The sequence below is a fragment of the Sphingobium herbicidovorans genome, from assembly GCF_002080435.1.
GTDB classification, from domain to species: domain Bacteria; phylum Pseudomonadota; class Alphaproteobacteria; order Sphingomonadales; family Sphingomonadaceae; genus Sphingobium; species Sphingobium herbicidovorans.
This window is the reverse complement of the sequence record NZ_CP020538.1, coordinates 2,533,400-2,553,025: the sequence shown is the minus strand read 5'-3', so window position 1 is coordinate 2,553,025 and position 19,626 is coordinate 2,533,400. Positions and strand designations below refer to the sequence as shown.

Annotated in this window: 27 protein-coding genes and 1 pseudogene; 25 read left to right on the top strand and 3 right to left on the bottom strand. The window is 61.8% G+C overall.

Annotation, left to right across the window (positions count from 1 at the left end):
- The first annotated feature begins 2 nt into the window (after positions 1-2).
- The 21 genes from B6S01_RS12655 (at position 3) to B6S01_RS12555 (ending at position 15,357) form a co-directional block, all read left to right on the top strand.
- Positions 3-317, top strand: coding sequence for a hypothetical protein (locus tag B6S01_RS12655; RefSeq protein WP_037464119.1), 315 nt, complete (start codon positions 3-5; stop codon positions 315-317).
- Positions 317-886, top strand: a complete 570-nt coding sequence (locus tag B6S01_RS12650; RefSeq protein ID WP_037464115.1) for a head-tail connector protein — start codon at positions 317-319, stop codon at positions 884-886. Before B6S01_RS12655 ends, B6S01_RS12650 begins: the two co-directional genes overlap by 1 nt.
- Positions 886-1,218 carry a phage head completion protein gene (locus tag B6S01_RS12645; RefSeq protein WP_037464113.1) on the top strand — a complete coding sequence of 111 codons (333 nt, stop codon included), beginning with the start codon at positions 886-888 and terminating at the stop codon, positions 1,216-1,218. Before B6S01_RS12650 ends, B6S01_RS12645 begins: the two co-directional genes overlap by 1 nt.
- Positions 1,218-1,646 (top strand): HK97-gp10 family putative phage morphogenesis protein, encoded by a 429-nt coding sequence (locus B6S01_RS12640; protein ID WP_037464110.1) that lies wholly within the window; start codon positions 1,218-1,220, stop codon positions 1,644-1,646. The genes B6S01_RS12645 and B6S01_RS12640 overlap by 1 nt, the downstream gene beginning before the upstream one ends.
- Complete coding sequence (gene gp17, locus B6S01_RS12635) at positions 1,647-2,039, top strand: tail completion protein gp17 (protein WP_037464107.1); 393 nt, start codon at positions 1,647-1,649, stop codon at positions 2,037-2,039.
- A gap of 13 nt (positions 2,040-2,052) precedes the next feature.
- The gene (locus tag B6S01_RS12630; protein ID WP_037464105.1) at positions 2,053-2,493 is read left to right on the top strand and encodes a phage tail tube protein; all 441 of its coding nucleotides are present in this window, start codon (positions 2,053-2,055) and stop codon (positions 2,491-2,493) included.
- Positions 2,490-2,849: a hypothetical protein gene (locus tag B6S01_RS12625; protein WP_037464102.1), complete on the top strand. Its 360-nt coding sequence runs from the start codon at positions 2,490-2,492 to the stop codon at positions 2,847-2,849. The genes B6S01_RS12630 and B6S01_RS12625 overlap by 4 nt, the downstream gene beginning before the upstream one ends.
- A complete protein-coding gene (locus B6S01_RS12620; RefSeq protein ID WP_037464101.1) occupies positions 2,846-3,133 on the top strand; it encodes a hypothetical protein in 288 nt (95 codons plus the stop codon). The genes B6S01_RS12625 and B6S01_RS12620 overlap by 4 nt, the downstream gene beginning before the upstream one ends.
- A 327-nt stretch (positions 3,134-3,460) precedes the next feature.
- Entirely contained in the window at positions 3,461-5,989 is a 2,529-nt protein-coding gene (locus tag B6S01_RS12615; protein ID WP_037464095.1) for a tape measure protein, read from the top strand.
- Complete coding sequence (locus B6S01_RS12610) at positions 5,989-6,591, top strand: hypothetical protein (protein ID WP_037464092.1); 603 nt, start codon at positions 5,989-5,991, stop codon at positions 6,589-6,591. The genes B6S01_RS12615 and B6S01_RS12610 overlap by 1 nt, the downstream gene beginning before the upstream one ends.
- A complete protein-coding gene (locus B6S01_RS12605) occupies positions 6,588-7,082 on the top strand; it encodes a hypothetical protein (protein WP_081570400.1) in 495 nt (164 codons plus the stop codon). The genes B6S01_RS12610 and B6S01_RS12605 overlap by 4 nt, the downstream gene beginning before the upstream one ends.
- Before the next feature lie 70 nt (positions 7,083-7,152).
- Positions 7,153-7,800: a hypothetical protein gene (locus B6S01_RS12600; RefSeq protein WP_051908169.1), complete on the top strand. Its 648-nt coding sequence runs from the start codon at positions 7,153-7,155 to the stop codon at positions 7,798-7,800.
- On the top strand, positions 7,797-8,216 hold the full coding sequence (locus B6S01_RS12595; protein WP_037464088.1) for a DUF6950 family protein: 420 nt from the start codon (positions 7,797-7,799) through the stop codon (positions 8,214-8,216). The genes B6S01_RS12600 and B6S01_RS12595 overlap by 4 nt, the downstream gene beginning before the upstream one ends.
- A complete protein-coding gene (locus B6S01_RS12590) occupies positions 8,216-10,873 on the top strand; it encodes a phage tail protein (RefSeq protein ID WP_051908168.1) in 2,658 nt (885 codons plus the stop codon). The genes B6S01_RS12595 and B6S01_RS12590 overlap by 1 nt, the downstream gene beginning before the upstream one ends.
- Positions 10,873-11,202, top strand: coding sequence for a hypothetical protein (locus tag B6S01_RS12585; protein ID WP_037464086.1), 330 nt, complete (start codon positions 10,873-10,875; stop codon positions 11,200-11,202). Before B6S01_RS12590 ends, B6S01_RS12585 begins: the two co-directional genes overlap by 1 nt.
- Positions 11,202-11,942 carry a hypothetical protein gene (locus B6S01_RS12580; RefSeq protein WP_037464083.1) on the top strand — a complete coding sequence of 247 codons (741 nt, stop codon included), beginning with the start codon at positions 11,202-11,204 and terminating at the stop codon, positions 11,940-11,942. Before B6S01_RS12585 ends, B6S01_RS12580 begins: the two co-directional genes overlap by 1 nt.
- 96 nt (positions 11,943-12,038) lie before the next feature.
- Entirely contained in the window at positions 12,039-13,340 is a 1,302-nt protein-coding gene (locus B6S01_RS12575; RefSeq protein ID WP_051908166.1) for a tail fiber domain-containing protein, read from the top strand.
- Positions 13,337-13,621 (top strand): hypothetical protein, encoded by a 285-nt coding sequence (locus B6S01_RS12570; RefSeq protein WP_037464080.1) that lies wholly within the window; start codon positions 13,337-13,339, stop codon positions 13,619-13,621. The genes B6S01_RS12575 and B6S01_RS12570 overlap by 4 nt, the downstream gene beginning before the upstream one ends.
- Before the next feature lie 37 nt (positions 13,622-13,658).
- Positions 13,659-14,072: a hypothetical protein gene (locus B6S01_RS12565; protein ID WP_037464216.1), complete on the top strand. Its 414-nt coding sequence runs from the start codon at positions 13,659-13,661 to the stop codon at positions 14,070-14,072.
- Between the two features lie 62 nt (positions 14,073-14,134).
- Complete coding sequence (locus B6S01_RS12560) at positions 14,135-14,824, top strand: N-acetylmuramidase domain-containing protein (protein WP_037464078.1); 690 nt, start codon at positions 14,135-14,137, stop codon at positions 14,822-14,824.
- Entirely contained in the window at positions 14,821-15,357 is a 537-nt protein-coding gene (locus tag B6S01_RS12555; protein WP_062793070.1) for a hypothetical protein, read from the top strand. Before B6S01_RS12560 ends, B6S01_RS12555 begins: the two co-directional genes overlap by 4 nt.
- Here B6S01_RS12555 and B6S01_RS12550 read toward each other — a convergent pair.
- Positions 15,341-15,535 carry a hypothetical protein gene (locus B6S01_RS12550; RefSeq protein WP_037464073.1) on the bottom strand — a complete coding sequence of 65 codons (195 nt, stop codon included), beginning with the start codon at positions 15,533-15,535 and terminating at the stop codon, positions 15,341-15,343. The two genes, B6S01_RS12555 and B6S01_RS12550, sit on opposite strands and share 17 nt — an antisense overlap.
- Positions 15,536-15,610: 75 nt before the next feature.
- On the opposite strand from B6S01_RS12550, the gene B6S01_RS12545 reads away from it, so the two are divergent.
- A complete protein-coding gene (locus tag B6S01_RS12545; protein WP_037464069.1) occupies positions 15,611-16,267 on the top strand; it encodes an SOS response-associated peptidase in 657 nt (218 codons plus the stop codon).
- Here B6S01_RS12545 and B6S01_RS12540 read toward each other — a convergent pair.
- Complete coding sequence (locus B6S01_RS12540; RefSeq protein WP_156103335.1) at positions 16,264-16,449, bottom strand: hypothetical protein; 186 nt, start codon at positions 16,447-16,449, stop codon at positions 16,264-16,266. The genes B6S01_RS12545 and B6S01_RS12540 overlap by 4 nt on opposite strands.
- A 256-nt stretch (positions 16,450-16,705) precedes the next feature.
- On the opposite strand from B6S01_RS12540, the gene B6S01_RS12535 reads away from it, so the two are divergent.
- Entirely contained in the window at positions 16,706-17,272 is a 567-nt protein-coding gene (locus B6S01_RS12535; RefSeq protein ID WP_037464064.1) for a hypothetical protein, read from the top strand.
- A gap of 130 nt (positions 17,273-17,402) precedes the next feature.
- Here the strand turns inward: B6S01_RS12535 and B6S01_RS12530 are convergent, their stop codons facing one another.
- Positions 17,403-17,753, bottom strand: coding sequence for a thermonuclease family protein (locus tag B6S01_RS12530; protein WP_037464214.1), 351 nt, complete (start codon positions 17,751-17,753; stop codon positions 17,403-17,405).
- 21 nt (positions 17,754-17,774) lie between these two features.
- Between B6S01_RS12530 and B6S01_RS12525 the strand changes: the two genes are divergently transcribed.
- Together B6S01_RS12525 and B6S01_RS12520 are read left to right on the top strand one after the other, a co-directional pair.
- Complete coding sequence (locus B6S01_RS12525) at positions 17,775-18,821, top strand: SIR2 family protein (protein WP_156103334.1); 1,047 nt, start codon at positions 17,775-17,777, stop codon at positions 18,819-18,821.
- A 72-nt stretch (positions 18,822-18,893) separates the two neighbouring features.
- Positions 18,894-19,625 (top strand): annotated as a pseudogene (locus B6S01_RS12520) (glycosyltransferase family 2 protein); the annotation flags it as partial.
- Between the last annotated feature and the right edge of the window lies 1 nt (position 19,626).

The following is a 19,626-nucleotide window of genomic DNA, read 5'->3' as shown; positions in this document are numbered from 1 at the left end:
CAATGTCCCGTTCCGCTCGCCGCTCGCGCGGCTTCATGTGCGCGCCCGCTTTCACGGTCGCGCCGTCGATCACCGGCACCGCCCAGGTTGGGCAGACGCTGACGGGGGCGAGCGGGACGGTCCGCAATGGCAGCGTCTCCGCGCGGCGCTGGCTGCGCGGCGGCGTGGCAATCGCCGGAGCGACCGCCGCGACCTATGTCGTGCAGGCTGGCGATGTCGGCGCGAAGATCACCTACGAGGTGACGGCCGCCAATTCGCTGAACAGCGCTAACACCGTCAAGGCGGTGTCGGCCGAGACGGCGACGGTCATCGCCTGATGCGCGTCGTGATGATGACCGATCCGGCTCCTGCCGTCACATGGGAGGAGGCCGATCAGCATCTGCGGTTGGAGGGCGATGAAGAGCAGAAGTCCTATGTCGAAGCTCTAATCGCCGCCGCGACCGCCCATATAGACGGTCCCGATGGTTGGCTGGGGCGCTCACTTGGCACCCGTGAGCTGGAGGCGCATTTTTCCCTTCTGACAGTAGGGTCCAGCCTTCGCCTGCCCTTTGGACCTGTGCTGTCGCTGGTCAGCGCATATTATCTCGATCGCAACGGCGACGAGCATCAGGCGGACCTCGCCAATTTCGCTTTCTCAGGCGACCGCATCGTTCCAGCTCAAGGGGGTTGGCCTTGGGAAGGCGGTTCGCTGCTGCCGGAGGGGGGGCGGCTCCGCTACCGTGCCGGGTATCAGTCGGTCCCTGCTCCTATCAAGGCCGCGATCCTGCTCATTGTGGGCGATCTTTTTCACAGCCGCGCGACCGTGGCCACGGGTTCTACTATGGCGTCGGTGCCCCTGACGGTTGGGGTTGAGGCGCTGTTGCAGCCATATCGGGTCTATCGCTGATGTCGCTTGATGCAGGCCGACGCAATAAGCGCATTATCATCGAGCGCGCGACGGAAACCCGCAACTCGCTGAACGAGCCGGAGAAGGCTTGGGTAGAGCATACGCGGCTTTGGGCATCTGTCTATTTTGGAAGTGGCGACGAACAGCGGCAGGCTGCCCAGGCTGGGGGAGCGCAGGCCGCGACCTTCGAGGTTTTAGCGAACAGCAAGTCACGGAGCTTGTTGCTGACGGATCGCGTCGCCTTCGACGGCGGGATCTGGGACATTCGAGCAATAGCCCCAATGGGTCTGAACGAAGGCGTAAAGATCAACGCTGTCAGGGCGGTATCGTGATGTCCGAAACATTCAAGCTAACCGGCATGAAGGAACTGGAGCAGGCGCTGGCTCAGATCGGCGAGGTTGGGAAGCGGCGCCGTGTCGGCCTTAAGGCCCTGCGGGCTGGCGGCGAACCCATCGCTCGAGCGGCCCGAGCGATTGTTCCAGTGGATCGTGGTCATCTGCGCGAAAGCATCGATGTCTCGACTTCGCTTGCACCGTCGCAGCGTGGCGACCGTGGCGCGGTGGCTTCGCTCGAAATCCATGTTGGACCGGGCCAGCATCCGCAGGCGATCACTCAGGAGTTCGGCACCTACAAGGAACCGGCGCAGCCCTTCATGCGCCCTGCCTGGGAGGCGGAACGCATGACAGCATTGGACCTGATCGGCGCAACTCTGGGCATCGAGGTCGCCAAGCAGGCGGCAAAAGCTCCGAAAGTCAGGTAGATGGAAGCGGACCTTATCGCCCGCCTGCTGGCAGACGCTGGACTGGCGGCACTGATCGGCAATCGAGTGACGCCCGTCTCACGCGTCCAAGGGGAGGCTTTGCCAGCCCTTACGCTCACGAAGGTGGCGCCGGGCCGCGCCTATACCTTCTCAGGGGCTGACGGCACTCACGGCACGCTGATGCAGTTCGATGCCTGGGCGCTTAGCGCGGCCGCCGCCAAGGCGGTGGCAACTGCGCTTACAGCCATTCTGGAAACTCCGGCCACATCGGGCGGAACGATATTCGGCATGTCCTTTCTCCAGTCGGAGCGGGATGGCCATGAAGATGTGCCGGGTGTCGGCACTGTTTTCCGCGTCAGCGCGGATTTTCTCATCTGGTGGCAACCTCTCTGAAAGGTAGAATGCAATGGCCAACGTGAAGATCGGCTACGGTGCCGGGCTTTGGATCGCCAACGATTCCGACGTCCTGACCGAAATCGCCGAAGTGATTTCGATCTCGCTGCCGAACCCGCAGCAGAACGATGTGGTGGCGACGCACTTCAAGTCACCCGGGCGCGCCAACGAGTATGTTCCGGGCTTGATCGACAATGGCGAAGTGTCGTTCGGCATCAACTATATCGCCGGCAGTGCCAGCGACACGCTGATCAACGATGCCCTCGAAGCCGGCGAGGCTCGGGAAGTGGTTGTTTCTATCCCCGCCGGCGCGTCGTTCCAGTATTTCGAATTCTCGGCCATCATCAAGGGGTATGAAAAGGAGATCCCCATCGATGACCGCCAGACCGCGACGATCACAATGCGGGTGAATGGCGCGGTCACTCAGTCCGCCGTTGATCCGACCGCCCCATGACCAATCCATTGAGAGGGGAAGCCTCCTTCGAGGCTGATGGCCAGAGCTACGTCATCACCATGAACGCCGATGCGTTGATGATGGCGGAGACAATTACCGCCATGCCGATCAGCTCGATCCTCGGGCTGTTCGACAGCGGCGCGCATCTCGGCATGACGGCAGCTCTGGCCTGGGCTGGAACCTATCGGCAGTATGGGATGCCCTATGACGGTTTCCCTGACCGGGTTCTCGCCTGGGGCGTTCCGACGGTGCGGGATGCGGTCTCGAAGGCCATGCAGCAGGCGTGGCCTGAGAAGGAGGATGCCGAGGGCGATGCAAACCCTCAGAAGCGGGGTCGAGCGAAAGCAAAGGCTTGAACTGGCTGAAGCTCTTTTCGCTGTGGTGCGAAGCGGGCTTCGACCCCGCACAATTTTGGGTGCAAACGCCCCGTCTTCTGAAGGCGGCGCTGGATGGATATAGCCAGCGTATCCGCTGGGAACACCGGGAACGGATGAACGCGGCGTGGCATGGAGCTGTCATCGGCCGCATCAGCAAGGTGCCGCCGCTTGATCGGCTGCTCGGTGAAAGAAGCGGTCAGGAGGCCCAAACCCCCGAACAGATGATCGCGGCGATGCAAATCCTTGCCGCGACCAAACGCTGAAGGTCCAGCTACGGCTGAGAGTCGGACCAATTCTTATATGCGGCATGCGTAACACCGCTGGAATTAGTGTCTTCCTGTATCTTGGGGGGCGGTCACGCTCAAGAAGAGCGTCGCGGAACAGAACGCCATGCAGGCAGTAAGGGGCTGCGACGAAGAATATCGCGAAGGCTGCCGCCGCCGCCTGCCGAGGCGCGCTGGTGTCACCAAGCGCTCCGAGAATGAAGAGGCCGCCAACAAGCGCCCCCACGAAAGTACAGATTTTCCAGAACGACATAGGCTCTCCTAACGGCAGCCGAATGTAAGTTTTTTCCTCACGGAGTCAAAAGCATGGCACGCAGCGTCATCGGCGCATTGAGGGTAACGCTGGGCCTCGACTCTGCGGAGTTCGAAACGGGTATCAAGCGGGCCTCAAAATCGACGCAGCAGTTTTCGCGCTCGGCGAAGGAGGTAGCGAGCGCATCCACGCTGATTTCCACTGCGCTGCAAGGGATCGGTGCGGCGCTCGGCATCGGCTCCGTCACGGCCGCTGGCGCTGCATATCTGCGACTCGCTGACCAGTCGAAGCAGCTAGCGGCGCAGTTGAAGCTGGCGACGGCTCAGTTCGGCAGCTTTGGACAAGCACAGGAAGATGTGAACCGCATCGCCAGCACCACGCGGAACGGGCTGGCTGAAACTGGCTCTCTCTATGCCAACTTCATCCGGGCGACGAAGGAGTTGGGAGGGCAACAGTGGGAAGCAGCGCGCGCGACCGAGACATTTTCGAAGACGTTGAAAATCAGCGGCGCGGGCCAGGCGGAGGCGGCTTCCGCTACCTTGCAATTCGGCCAGGCACTCGCGTCTGGTGTTCTCCGAGGCGACGAATTCAACTCGATCATGGAATCTTCCCCCCGGCTCGCCCGCCTGCTGGCCGATAGCCTTGGCGTCCCCATTGGGAGCCTGCGTAAGATGGCGGAAGAGGGGGAGTTGACTGCCGACCGCCTGTTTCGTGCGCTCACCGACCGCAAGTTCACAGACGGGATTGACGCCGAATTCCGGCAGATGCCCGTCACCTTCGACGAGGCCATGGGGCAGGTGCGCAACGCGGCCATTACCGCTTTCGGCGATTTCGACCGCGGCGGCCAGTTCTCCACGGCCATATCCAACTTTGTGACAGATGGCGCGCAGGGTTTCGATGACATGGGCTCGGCGGCTGAGCGCTGGGGCATTGCTCTCCGTCAGGAGCTGAACACGGTCCAGCAGGCTGCAATGCCAGTGCTCGATACGCTCAAGGAAATCCGTCAATGGATGGTTTGGGCGCAGAACTTGAACCCCGAAAGAGCCAAGATCAGCCCGGAGGGCATGGCGTCCGGCCTCGACTTCGCCACCGGACTGTGGAGGCGCCCCCAGGCATTCGGGCGAGGTATCTACTCGGCGGCCACTGGCGGAACTTTCCGCCAAGGCTTCGATGATTTCATGAACAGCACCAGTGCCGCTGCATTGGTCCGCCAAACACAGGGAAACATCAGCAACGCCAACGCGAAGGCGACGCTGGACCGTATCTTGCAGGGCAATCCGCTGCGAGATGCGAAGAAAACCCCGTCCGTTCTTAAGCCTGCTGCCGTTGCGGCGGACGACAAGGCTAGCAAGAAGGCGGCGCGGGAAGCTGAAGCTGCTCGCAAGCGGGCGCAGCATGAAGCTGAACGCGCTGCCGATGCCCTGCGCCGCTTCACGGACGATTTCGCGCGGGAGCAGTCAGACCTCACCACCACCCTTGCCGATTTGACCGGAACAATTGAGGCGAGACGCGACGCTGATCTTCAGCAGATCGAGACCGACCGGCAAGTACGGGAGCGGTCGATCAACGCCGATGACCAGATCGACGCGGCCAAGAAGCAGCAGCTGATCGAGATCAACAATCAAAATGCAGACGCTCGCAAGCGTCTCGCCCGCCAGCGTGCCCAGGATGAAATCGACCAGCGGACCATCCGCCGTGAGCAAGACCGGGCTGACCTTGCTGTCGAGCTGATGCAACTGTCTGCGGACGCCGCACGCACCGCACAGGAGCGGCGGGCAGTTGAGCTTCGCATTCTTGAAACGCAGTTCGATGTTGAGCGGCGCATGCTGGAGATTGAGGCGGCGTCTTCCGATCTGGAAACTGCAACTCGCGCCCGTGCTCGGCTGATGGCTCTGCCTGCCTTGCAGTCTGGTGCGCGAGATCAGGTTACCCGGCAGACACAGGGGCCGCTGGAAGCCTATCTCGACCGCCTGCCACGCTCCGCTGATGAAGCGCGGGAGGCTCTTGAGCGCGTGCAGGTGGATGGCATTGAGGGTGTGGTAAACGGGCTGGCTGATGCCGCGACGGGCGCGCGCTCGCTCGGCGATGTGTTCAAGCAGGTGACCAACCAGATCATCGCAGACCTGATCCGCATCCAACTTCAAAAGGCGATCGTCGGAGGCATTTCAAGTGTTCTGGGTGGTGTGCTGGGCGGCGGAAATCCCCTCGCCGGTTCGCTCGATACCGCCTCCGCCAATATCGCCGGGCTGGCGGCGAATGTTGGAAAAACTCCCTTCACGGATCTGCCCGCCTTCAACACCGGGGGGAGCTTCCGTGTGGGCGGCATGCCGGGGATCGACAAGAATGTGGTGGCGTTCAAGGCATCGCGGGGCGAAATGGTCGATATCCGCCGACCGGGCAATGACAATGGCGGGCGGGCACATGTGGAGGTGATCCCATCGCCCTACTTCGAGGTTGTGGTAGATCAGCGCGCCGCAGGTGTCGCCGCCCCCATGGCTGTCGCGTCCGGGGTGCAGGCGCGTAAGGCCGCCGGCTCGGATGTTGCTCGCGTCGGCCGCCGCCGCATACCGGGGCGTGGCTGATGGCTGTCATTAGCCTTCCAGATTGGGCCGTGCCCAGCGGAGCGGAGCCGTTCCTGCGCGACTTCGGCACGGTCCTGACCCCATTCCTTGGCGGGCCGGAGCAGCGCATCAACCGCCTCGGCACCCGTTTCGGGCTGCGCGTTACGCTGCCGCCCATGTCGACGCGGGACAAGGCTCTGATCGTCCAGTCGCGCCTGCTGCGCGCCCGAGAGGACCGGCTGCTGATGGAATGGCCACAGCCAGACTTCGACACTGGCAATCCCGGCGCGCCGCTGGTGTCGGCCGTGGTGGCATCCGGCACGACCCTGCCGCTGAAGGGTATGACGCCGGGCTACGTCATCAAGGAAGGCCAGATGGTCTCCATCATCCACGGCGGGCGCCGATACATGGAGATGGCATCTGCTGATGCGACGGTCGGCGCGGGTGGCACCGTTAGCGCCACGATCTGGCCGCTGCTGCGGTCGAGTCTTTCGGTCAATGACGTGGTGGAAATTGCCGCACCGAAGATCGAGGGGTTGGTATCGCCTGGCGACGAACTCTCATGGCAGATTTCGGTCGACAGACTTGCCAGCTTCAGTTTCACCATTTCAGAGGGCGCATGATGGAAGAAAATCGTTTCAAGGTCACAGAGCTGCGGCGGGCATCGGCTCAAGCCGAGTTCATGGAAAGGGTCCGCACTCAGACTGTGTTGGCGGAAAAGCTGCTGGCCGCGCTCCTGCTCGTGAACGGTGGCGCGATGGTGGGCTTGTTCACCTTCATCGGCAACATGCAGAAGCGCGGCATTTCGCTGCGCCTCGACACCGCCATGCTGTGGTGGAGCTTCTGGGGCTTCGTCGTCGGCCTGGTCGCCACGCTTGCCGCTTTCGCCATGGCCTTTCTGTCGCAGCATCATTTCTCGCTGTCCTGCCAATATGAAATTATGCGGTACGACCGGGAGGTGCTGAACGGGGCCAGCAAAGATAATGCCGCCGAACGGGCTGAGGTTGTCGCGGGCGGCAAGTTCTACGCAGCCGGTATCATCCTGACGTTCGGCTCGATCATCGCCTTCCTGCTGGGCTGCGGCCTCGCCCTCGCGGGTGTCCTGCCCGCCTGATCTCATAGTCACCGTCGCAATCTGACAGGGTCGCCCTTCTCCGGCGGCCCTTTTCTTTTGGGGGCATCCCTTGGACCCAACGCTCAAGTCCGCGCTGGCGCAGCCCAGCGTGCTGCTGTTCGGCGCGCTCAGGATCGCGCTGCCGACGTACACCATCCGGCTGCTCGATGGATCGGGCACGCTCCAAATCGGCGGGGAGACCTATGTCGGCTGTGATGATGTGTTCGGCACGATCGCCGAACTGTCGGAGCTGAGCGAGGAGGTTGGCGATCAGGCTCCCGAAATCACGATCAAGCTGTTCCCGCCCAATCTCAGCGCAGCCGCGACCCTTGCCAGCCCCGACATGCAGGGCTGTTCCGTGCAGTTGCTCGTCGGCGCGGTGAACATGGCGAATGGGGCGGTCATGGGCGTGCCAGAGGTCGTCTTCCTGGGCGAGATCGACGTGCCGACCGTCGAGATCGACGCGCGGGGCGAGCGCAGCGTGACCTTTACGGTGGTCAGTGTGTTCGAGCGGCTGTTCGAGGTGGAGGAAGGGCAGCGGGCCTCCAATGGATGGCATCAGTCCATCTGGCCCGGCGAGCTGGGCCTTGAGCATATGACGGGAACGGACGTGAACCTCTATTGGGGCGCGAAGCCGCCGCAGGGCAACAACCACAAAAGCGGGCTGGCTGGCTGGTTCGCCAACGCTCCAGCGGTGAAAGCGAGCATGCCGCGATGACCCCGCTCGAACGTCGGCACGCCGCGATCGAGGCGACCATGGCGCGGTATCGCGACCGGCCCTTTGAGTGGGGCAAGGTCGATTGCGCGAAGGTCGCCGCGTTTCACCTGAAGAAGCTGGGGCACAAGATCCTGATCAGCAAGGCCGGCAGCTACAGTTCACCGCTCGGAGCGGGCCGCGCGCTTCGGCGGCTCGGCTATTCCACGCTGGCTGAGATGGCAGAGGGTATCGGCCTCACGCCCATTCCTCATGCCCGCATGCTGCTCGGCGACATCGCTCAGATCGAGGGTGACAGCCCGGTGGGCGCGATCGGCCTCTATGCCGGCAATGGCAACCTCTTCTGTTTCCATGAGGATCACCCCGGCTTGGTGACGTTCGCCCCCGACCGCATCCTGCGCGCCTGGAGTGTCCTGTAATGGCGAAGGCTCTGCGCACGGTGGGGATGGTCGTTGCGGCGGTTGCGCTCGTGGCAACGGGCGTCGGCATCGCGGCAGGCGGCGCTGCTGCTGCGGCGGCGGGTTCGACCACGGCGGCAACCGCCATGTCGATCGGCACCTATGCCAGCCTCGGCGCGGGCGTGCTGTCCATGGCCGCCGCGTTCACGGCGCCCAAGATGGGTGTGGAGGGTTCGGCAACGACGTTCACCACGAACCCGCAGAGCGGCTTACCCTATGCCATCGGCCGCACCCGCATGTCCGGCCTTCGCGCCTATGCCCGCACCTATGACGGCTTCAAGCAGCAGTCGAAGCACGATATTCTCGCCTTCGTCGCGCTGCTGTCCATCGCCGGGCCGATCCATAGCATCGAGCAGTTCACGGCCGACAATGAGGTCGTAACCTTCTCGACCAACAGCGACGGCGACGCCAATGGTCGCTTTTACCGCTACATGGCGCAGAAGCTGTCGCTGGGGGCGTCGAGCGGCTCGGCGTTGGCGATGACCTTCGGCGGCAAGCCGTTCCCTGACTGGACCGCTAATCACAAGTTGAGCGGCATCGCGCATGCGCAGTGGGCGCTCCGCTTCGACACTGACGGCGATCTGTTCGGCGCAGGCGCGCCGGAGCCAGCGTGGATCGGCAAGTGGGTGAAGGTCTATGACCCGCGCAAGGACAGCACCTATCCCGGCGGATCCGGCTCACATCGCGCACTCAATGAGGTGACCTACGAATGGTCGGACAATCCCGGCCTGCACGCGCTCACCTGGGCGCTCGGTCGCTGGCAGAATGGCAAGCGGGTGTGCGGCATCGGCGCGCCGATTTCGACCATTCGCGTCGCCGATTTTGTCGAGTGCGCCAATGTCTGCGAGGCCAATGACTGGAAGGTCGGCGGCGTCGAGTGGACGACGGACAGCAAGTGGGACACGCTGAAGCGAATGCTGCAGGCTGGCGGCGCGATACCCACCCAGACCGGGGCGATGATCGGCTGCCTCACCTCGACGCCTCGCACCGCGATCGCGACAATCGAGAGCCGCCACCTGCTGGATGGCCTATCGATCTCCGCGACCAAGAGCCGCCGCGACCGCTTCAACAGCGTCATTCCCCGCTACGTCGATGAGGATAGCGATTGGGCGGTCATTAGCGGCACAGCAGTTACCGTCGCCGACTATGTGACGGCGGACGGTGGGCAGCGCACGAAGGAAGTCGATTTCCCGCTCGTGCAGGTGTTCAGCGGCAACACCGCGAGCCAGCCCGGCCAGCTTGCAGCCTATGCCGTCGTCAACAGCCGCGAGGCTGGGCCGTTCACTTGGACGACCGGCCCGGAATGGATCGGGCTGAAGACAGGCGACGTCGTCTATCTCAACGTGCCCGAAGAGGGGCTGGTCAATCAGCCGGTACTCATCACCCGCCGTGCGCCAGACCCCGCTACGGGCAAGGTGTCGTTCGCGGGCGAGACGGAGACCTATTCCAAGCATGCCTATGCGCTGGGGCAGACGACAACGCCGCCCAAGCCGTTCCGGCTCTCGGCGCCGGACCTGAAGCCGCCCGCACCGCTTGCTGAGAACTGGACCGTCACGGGCGTGACGTCCGGCGAAGGTTTCCCGGCCCTGCAGGTGGTCGGCGCGAGCGAAATGCCCTCGGCCGACGCGATCGTCATCGACTATCGCAAAACGGGCGACGAGCCGTGGACCGGCTCTGCCATCCTGTCGGCCGTCGAGCCGGTCGAGCATGTCATTGCGCCGCTCGAGAGCGAAACGGCCTATGATGTGCGGATCGCCTATCGTGTCGGCACAGCGCTGGGCAACATGACGATGTTCGTCAATGTCGTCACGGGGTTGGGCAAGATCACGATCATCGAAGGGCAGTTGAGCCAGATCGATGTGCAGATGACCCAGCTGGAGGAGGACGCTGCGGCGGCCCAGACAGCCATCGACGCCGCCGTGGCGGACATCGCGGCGCAAGGCAGCGCCATCGAAACCATCGAACAGAACGTAGCCACAAACAGTGGCGATATCGAACTGCTCGTCCAACAGATCGAAGCGCTCAGCCCGCAGGGGATCGTGGAGCTTTCGAACAAGCTGGGCGTGATGGCGACGGCGAATGATGCGCTTGCGGGCGCGCTGCTGGCCGCAACGATCAAGACGAGCGAGAATAGCGCCGCCTTCTCAAGTGAGCGGACCATCCGCGCGAATGCTCAGGAGGTCATTGCGCGCGCCGTCGAAAAGATCGGCGTTCGTATGGGCACGGCGGAAGCGGGCATCACGAACGAACAGACGATCAGAGCCGCCGCGGACAGTGCATTGGCGGACCAAGTCAACTCCGTTTCGGCAACGGTAGACGGCCACACCGCGACGATCACGAGCCAGTCGAGTGCGATCGCCGCCGTCGAAGACGATCTGACATCGCTGTTTGCCCAATGGGTTCTGTCGGTCGATGTCAACGGCGTCATCGGCGGCATGAAGTTCCTCAACAATGGCCAGGTCGTTGACCTGACCATCCAGTCCAACCGGCTGCGGATGATCCCGCCCGGGGGGAACGGGTCGGACGGGAAATATATCACGGTCGACAGTCAGGGGCGCACGACGGAATATATCCTCAGTAACGGCGTTCGCGTGCTTGAAGAAGGCTGGCTGACATAATGGGTTGGGGCACGCGCGTTCGGGACGCTTCAGGCAATCTGCAGGTCGAGGAAGGCGCGCGCTATGGACGCGTCTCCGGCTTCTTCGACATCACGGCCGCAAACTCCAACGTGTCTGGGGGCATTTGGACCGGGTCGTTCAATGACCCGATCTTCCTCACCGGCACGCCATGGTGGGCAATCCGTTATGATTATGCGTCGATCCCCCGACGACCGGTTGTCGGGGTCACCATCTCGGTGTCGGGGCAGACGCTTAACTGGTCGATAGACCTCAATGTTTCTCCAGCTCCCAACGTCACCAAGGTTCAGCTTCTCTACGGGGTGTATTGATGCCGCACGGCTATAGGATATTGGGAAGCTCCGGCGCGGTGCAGATCGACCAATTCTACCGCAACCTGATGCTTCGCGCCGTGGAGACCGCGTCCACGGGTTCTCCTGACAAGGGCAGCTATCAGACCTTCACCGAATATCCGAAAGACGGATACAGTTATATAGACGCGCCCTCGCCAGGCTCGCCCGAGACGCCGCTCGTTTTCTTCTCAGCCGATGCTTACACCGGCCTGAGCGACAGCGGATTCCTGGTGACGAACAAGGCGCGTGGTAGCACGTCTAAGCTCGCCGTGTTTGACGTTCCCCTGCCGCCGCCCACACCCATCAACAAATGGGGTCGTATCATCAGGACAGCCGCGGGCGTCATTACCTATTATTCCGGCTATCGTTACCTGCGGGTGCATCAGGTGCTGACCGGCAGCGACTATGTCGCAAACCCGATCAACCTGTCGCTGCCGACCAATCGCAAGTGGGGCTTCTGCTGCTTCAAATGGGCTGGCCGTACGCGCATGGATGATGACCGCGCCTATGACGGGATCGGCTCCAATCTGCGCTTCTACCGCATCCGGCGCGAGATCATGGGCCTGAGACTGTCTGGCGGTGTGCTGACGTCGATCGACATGTCCTACATGGATGATGACGACTACGCCTTCCCGGACATGGCTTACGACCATCAGGATTCCGTCGATCGCTCCTACGCGGTCATCATCGCCGACATGACGCACGTTCCGGAGTGGTGAGGCCTTAGCCTCGATCCAGTCCGACCACCTGACCTGACGACCTTCATCATCTGCGCGTGGATGCGCGCGGACATGCACGCCCATGGGAGATGACTATTGCCTTGGTATAATACGGGGACGGTCGCCGTCACCAACAACAGCCCCACGGTCACCGGCTCCGGCACGGGCTGGGTCGGCAATGTCGATGCCGGGCAAGCCTTCGTCGGCCCGAACGGCATTCCCTATGAGATATTGTCGGTCAACTCGGCGACATCGATCACGCTGCGGACCAACTATGTCGGCACGACGGCATCGGGTCAGGCCTATCGCATCATGCCGGTGCAGGGCTATCTGCGCGACCTGGCCACGCAAGCGGCCGCCCTGGTGCTGTCCTTTGCTACGGTCAGGGATGGCGTGGGACAAGGCATCTTCCCCGGGGGCAGCGTCGGCACGCCCGCATTTCGCTTCAGTGGCGATGAGGATACCGGCATCTATCGCGCTGGCACAGATGCCATGGCGCTGGTTACGGGCGGCGTGGAGCGCATCAAGCTGCATGCTGACGGGTCCGTGACGATCGGCGTTGTCAGTTCGTCGTCCGCCCGGCTGGACGTTGTCGGTGCCGCTTCCAGCAATAACGCCATGTGCATTTTCTCGGCCGATGGAAACGCGGGCGGGTTCATCTCCACGACGAATGAGGTCGGCGCCGCGAACGGTCTGATTATCAATGCCAATCGTGGCGGCGGAAAACTGTCATTCTGGGTGAACGGCTCAGAGCGGTGGCGGATATCGTCGTCCGGTCATTTCTATCCCATTGCGGATAATGCCTATTCTGTCGGCGGTGCATCAAACAGGCCATCCGTGATTTACGCTGCGACAGGTTCGATCAACACCTCGGACGAGCGCGAGAAGTCGTGGATCGGAATCCATGCGGATGATCGCGCGAAGTATCTGCGGATTGCCTGCGCAATCCTTGACGAGCTGGGCTGGTTTCAGTTTCTGGAGTCAATCGAGGAGAAGGGCGCGGACGGCGCGCGCTGGCACTTCGGTGTCCGCGCGCAGGCCGTATGGGCCATCGTCGCCGGTGAGGGCCTGTGCGCTCCGCTCATTGGCACCGGGGCTGAGCAGCGGCCTGATCCCGATTGGGAGGGACCGCCGCCGCCAGCCTGGCTCTGCTTCGACCAGTGGGACGAAGCGGTGCGGCAGGAGCCCATCTTTTCCGAAGTGCTGCTCGACGCTGACGGCAAGCCGCTGCAGACGGGCACACGTGAGACCATCGAACGCGAAGCAGGGAACCGCTTCGGCCTGCGGACTGACCAACTGGATTTGCTGCTCAGCTGGGGCCTGCGTGAACTCGACAAGGAAAAGGACGCGCTGATCGCGGACCTTACTGCCCGTGTCGAAGCGTTGGAGGCCGCATGATCTTCCTGCAGCACATCATCATGGCGCTGGTCGCCCAAACCGTCGTCGGCCTGCTCACCGGCAACTGGTGGACGGGCGCGGCGCTGGGTTCCGCTTACTTCATCGGTCGTGAAGTCGCCCAGGCTGAATATCGTTGGATCGAGCGGTTCGGGGGTGGGCTGCGCGTCAACATGCCCTGGTGGGGCCGTCTGGATCCTCGCGTCTGGCCGAAGCTGGACCAGTGGCTCGACTGGATCGGGCCGGTTGTCGCGACATGCGCCGCGGCTGCGGCGCTGGGTTGAGTTGCGTTTCATGAACTATCAGGGAGGGAATCCGGCGATGACGCCATGGGTTGAGGCTGCCATCGCCAAATATGGATGGATCGCGGTGGGGCTGACGTTCGGGCTGGCTGCGAAATATGCGCTGTTGATCAAGCGCGGGGTGAAGGTGAAAGCGTGGCTGGTAGTGGCGGACATTCTGTTGCTGCCCATGGTCGCGCTGATTGCCTTTTGGCTCGTGAAGCAGGCCGGAGTTGATGGCGAAGGGGCCGCGCTGCTGACAGCCGGGGCCACTGTGGGCGCTGACCGTATCGTCAAGCTCTATACCGATCGCTTCCTGCGGCAGGCGGACGCCATGATGATGGAAACAGTTGTCCAGCGAAAGGCTGCGCTCCGAGAGGAGGTGCAGACTGAGCTGAGCGCCGAGCGCACGCTGAATGACATCGCAACAGGCAAGCGGCCGATCGACGTCTGAGGCAGGCGAAAATCAGGATCAGGCAGGGCGCTTTCGGGCGCCCTTTTTCATGGGAGAATGACATGGACCACGCCACGCTACAGCGGCGGCTGGCTTCGCTCGGCTACTATTCAGGCGCGATCGATGGGAAGTTCGGACCTTTGAGCCGCGCAGCCACGCTGAAATGCCTGACCGATGGCCCGGATCATCCGATCACGCTCGGCGACGTTGCAGCCGCAGCCCAAGACCTGTCTGTAGACCCAGCGACCATCTGGGCCGTCTATGATGTAGAGGCGGCGGGCGACGCCTTCATCGACGGCCGGCCTACCATCCTGTTTGAGCCGCACCGCTTCAGCCGCTCGACCAAGCATCGATACGACGCGGCCTATCCAGCGATTTCATCGAGAACGTGGAACAAGAAGCTCTACCCTGCATCACAGCAGCGGCGGTGGGAGCAACTGCTGGCCGCTGTGGCGCTGGACGTCGATGCGGGGTTCATGTCGGCAAGCTATGGCGCGTTCCAGATCCTGGGCGAGAATTATGCCGTCTGCGACGCCGCCGACGCTTGGTCGTTCGCCTGGCGCCAGTCGCGCACGGAAGGTGATCAGCTGGAAGCGTTTGTCCGCTTCGTGGTCGGGCGTGGCCTGAAGTCGGCTCTCCAGCGCCGCGACTGGGCCGCCTTCGCTAAGGGCTACAACGGCACCGCCTACCGCGAGAACCGATATGATGAGCGGCTGGCGGCCGCCTACGGCAAGCGGAGCAAGGCGGCATGATCGAACTATCCACGCTGCGCCGGTTCTGGTGGGCTATTCCCATGGCGGCTCTCACCATCGGGTTGATGGTCGTCCTTCTCGTTCTGGAGGCGCGAACGGACGACCGGGATAGATGGCGGACGCAGGCGGGCGACGAGAAGCGCGCACATGAACAAACGGTCGCGAATTACCGCGCCGCCAGCGCCGAGGCGCAGCGCCAAGCCGCCGCCAATGTCGAGCGCGTGAAAGCGGAACAGACCAAAATCACAGAAAGAACCGTGAATGACTATCAGGCTCGCCTTGCCGATGTTGATGCTCGCTATGAGCGCGTGCGGCGACAAATCGCCGCCCAAGCCTATTCCAGCAGTACCGACCTCGCTCCAGTGTCCGTCACCAGCGCAGCCACCTGCCGCGCTTATGGAGGCACCGACTGTGACACGCTTCTTGCCCGACTGAAGGCGGCGGAGCGGCAGGCGGAGCAGCTGATCGGCTTGCAGGATTGGGTGAGGCAGCAGGCGGCGGTGCAGATGGACCGGGTTACCGATCCCAATTGACCTTCATCCGTGCCAGCGCATCGGCCTGAAACGGATAGCCCTCATCGACAAGCTGATCGATGACGTCCTGCACTTCCTGTGGGTGCATGGGGTCGCCGCGTTCTATTCGCTTCACCAGCGCATGATATTCCCTCATGGCTGCGTTGCTGTCTCGGCGGGCTATGTCGGTCGGGTCCATGCCACTTGTTCGCCTATTGTTCGCGATTCGGGCAAGGGGCTTGCATCTTCGCTTCGCGCCTTTCACTCTTGCTGGATGTGCAATCGGGCGGAACGCGGCGACACCCAGAAGGTGCTGAACCTGTTCGGCGCAAAGAGAAGCGCGCGATTCAATGAGGGGCCGATCCAGACTCACCCGGCGCAGCCAGGCACTGTTATTCGCCTGGAGGAAGGGCAGAGGGTGCTGGAGCAGATGATTTGGGGCTTCCCTGTCGCGCTACCCAGCAAGCGAGACCCGACGAAGAAGAACAAGCCCAAGCCCGTGAATAACGCCCGGTTCGACAAGCTGGGCACCTTCTGGAAGCGATGGGCGGTCAATCCGAAGAACCGCTGCCTCATCCCGACCGCGCGCTTTGCCGAGGCGATAGGCGAACCTGGGCGAATAACCGAAGCATGGATATCCGTGAAGGATCAGCCGATCTTCGCTTGGGCTGGCCTATGGAGCGAAAGCCACGAATGGGGCAGCGTCTATACGGGCGTGATGACCGAAGCCTGCATAGAACTGCAGGACGTCCATGACCGCTCGCCAGTCATTTTAGATCCCGAACATTGGGACACTTGGCTGCACGCCCCGCTGGAAGAATTGTATATGTTCGACCGGCCATATCCCGGCGATCGGCTACTTATTGATCGCACGGCCACGCCCTGGTTCCAAAGGAAGGGCGCGGCGATCGACCAACGGACGCCGCTCTAGCAGCCCGCCTGCCGCTCAGGGTTCAGGACTTCCGCGACGGCATCATAGCTTTCCTGAAGCTCCAAGTGTCGCCCATCTGCAAACACGACAAGGGTTCCGTCATCCGAGGGCTGGACATAATCAACCTGATCCATATTGATGGATACAGGATTGCCGTCGTTCAGGGTGAATTCCGCGATCATGAGATTGCCCTCCATGTGGCTGAAGCGCATGATATTCGGCGAATGTTCCTGCCGGTGCGGCCAGACAGTCCGGTGTCATTCCGGTGAAACCCGCCGCCTTTCACCTTCTGTCACAGTTTTAGGCGCGCGGACAAAACTGAAAGCGGCGCATTTCTGCCGGTTTGAGCTCTGTGGCGTGTGTTGACATCACAGAGCTTCCTCCTTCAACACGCTGCCCAACTGCCATTGATCTTGGGAATCATCGATGCCGAGCGGAATGAGGGCCTTCGACATAGAATTTAGTGATGCGGCGCTGCTGAAGAGACCGCAACACGCGGCCGCGCTGGGACGCATCTTCACCGGGTGGTCCCTGATTGAGGCCGCGGTAGCAGGCATTCTCGGCCACCTGATGCACGATAATCAGCGCGCGGCGATGGCCCTTCTCGGCCAGTTCAGCACGAACAACGCTAGGCTGGAAGCCGTGAAGAAAGTGGCGACCGAGTTGGTTGACGCCAGCGAGCTGCCTGCCTTCCTAGCGCTTATGGGTCGCGTCAAGGTGCATGCGAAAAAGAGGAATGACATCGCTCACGGTGTTTGGGGCGTCAAAGAGGGTGCCGGGCATCTCGTTTATCGACTGTCGCTGAAGGATTTTGCGAACGTCACCCTCGAATTCATACCAGAGATGAAGGCCGGAAATCATATCGGGCCATTTGCCGACCTGATGGAGAAGGCTGAGGAATTTACGTTGGAAGCGCTCGAAAAGACCGAAGCGGAAGGTTCTGCGCTGTTGGCGGAGCTCTATGGTGACCTCAACCAGCGGATTAAGGCTGCTGCAGAGGCGTAGAGCCACGCGTTTCCGTTCCCCCATGCCTCTGAGACCCGCGCAAAGCCGTGGCCGCCTGTGGCGATGATTTGGGGGAACAGCCTTTGAAAACAAAAAGGAAAATGCTTCCACGGCTAAAGCATCGAGTGGGTTAACGGCAATCTGCCGCCAGAAGTCCTCCGTTATCCCACTTGCCGACATACACAGCCTGTCCCCGCCTAAGCTGCTCGCAGGCCACATTCCTGCCGCGAACATAGACCTGCGCCAGTGTACGGCCATAGCGATCCTGACCAACGCGCTGGACGCTGATCTGACCGCTCATAATCGCCTCCAGACTGCGCTTGCTGGCCTGCCCGTCACTAGGAACGCACACCCTGCCCTGCCGGCATCCGTGGATCTCTGGCGCGTCGATCCCAAGCAGGCGGATGCGTTCGCCGTTGATCCGGAGGGTGTCACCATCGACGACGGTTATGGCAGCGGCGAGCAGGAGAGAGGAGATCATGATCGGAAGGGCTTCAGTTGATTGACGATTCGCGTCAGCCTTATCATCATTGCGATCATGTACCGAAAAAAGACTGTCTTCATCGCTGGGGCTGGATGCAGCAAGGAATTCGGCCTGCCTCTCGGCCCGGAGTTGCGGGATCAAATATATAGCGAATGCCAAGATCGCTCCTCAGCCGTTCGAAGCGCCTTCCGAAAGTCGCGTTTACCCGGCTCGGATCACGAGGTGGACACGAAGTTTTCGACCTTTGCGGCGGGACTGCACACGAAGCAGAGTATCGACCAATATCTCCATTTCCATCGTTCTGATCCCACGATGGTCGCGCTGGGTAAAATGGCGATCACCTACTGCATCTTAAGCAGCGAACGCTCTTCATTGTTGAGCCGGAAGCACGAAAACCTGAGTTTGCTTGGCCAGACTTGGCTGATGAAACTATTCCACGGCATGAATGCCGACACAGAGTTGGAAACGGTGGCGAACGTTTTTAACAATGTGAGCTTCATATGCTTCAATTACGATCGGTGCATCGAGGTCGGCTTCTTTCGCGCGATCCGTATGCTGACAAACGCGCCCTCAGAGCAAATCGGCGAAATCATCAGGAGCAATCTTCGGATCTGGCATCCTTATGGAACCGTGGGAGAGTTGAGCTATGATTTCATACCGAACCATAGCCATCTTCACGGATTTCCCAACGAGGCTGTCGATTATGAGGATGTCCTAGATGGATATCAGCGCCTGCGGACCTTCACAGAGGGAATGGATGATGAAGGGAAGCTGTCAGAGATGCACCGCGCGCTCCTAGAGGCTGAGCAGATCGTCTATCTCGGCTTCAGTTTTCTCGATCAGAATATGGAGCTGCTGACCACGCCGGAGCGAAAGGGTTCATGCCCCATCTATGCTACGCTGCTCGGCGTGTCTCCGCCCGACGTTGAGCAAGCAACAGTTGCGATGTGCTATGCCGCTCCTGTCCGCCAGATGCCCTTCACCTACCGACGAGAAAACGTCCGCCCGCTCGCTGCGAAAGCGGCTGAGTTTATGGATCATTTCGGCAACACACTTCGCAGATAATCGCGCATGCCGGTCTAATATCCACCGGTCAGCAGCGGCAGAGGGAATAATTGCGCCAGCGGCCAATGACTGGAGAGTCACGGAAAGTACCTGACCATCCGGGAAGCCATGGGCGCCTCGGTGCCCTCGGCCGGCGTCGCCTGCGCATTCGAACGGCTCACGCTAGATCGCTTGGTCAATCCAGCCAATGGCGGGCCGTTCGACCCCGAATCCCTTACCGAAGATTATGAAGTCGGTCTGCGGATCAAGAATATGGGAGGCCGTGGCGTGTTCGTACGCATGCGGGACAGAGCGGGCGACCTGGTCGCGACACGCGAATATTTCCCGGACAGCCTTGATGGCGCGGTCCGGCAAAAGGCGCGATGGATGGTCGGCATTTCCCTTGCTGGATGGGATCGCATGGGGTGGCAGGGTGGCTTTGCCGAATGGTGGATGCGTATCCGCGACCGCCGTGCCGCCATCGCGGCCTTCGTCCTCTTCGCCGCCTATGTCGCGTTCGTCCTGTGGGGCGTGCTTCTGGTCGCGAGCTGGTTTGGCCTCGACGCTCTCCATCAACCCTCACACTTGATCGAGATGCTGCTCTGGCTGAACTTCGCATTCATGGCGTGGCGCATCGCGATGCGCGCCGTCTTTGTGGGACAAAGCTATGGATGGTTATACGGGTTGGGCGCTATTCCCCGCGCTATTCTCGCCAACCTGATCGCCATGCTCGCCGCCCGTCGGGCAGTCTTCCTCTATCTTGATTCCCTGTTCGGCAAGCCGCTCGTCTGGGACAAGACGCAACATCGCTTTCCCCAGCTTTAGA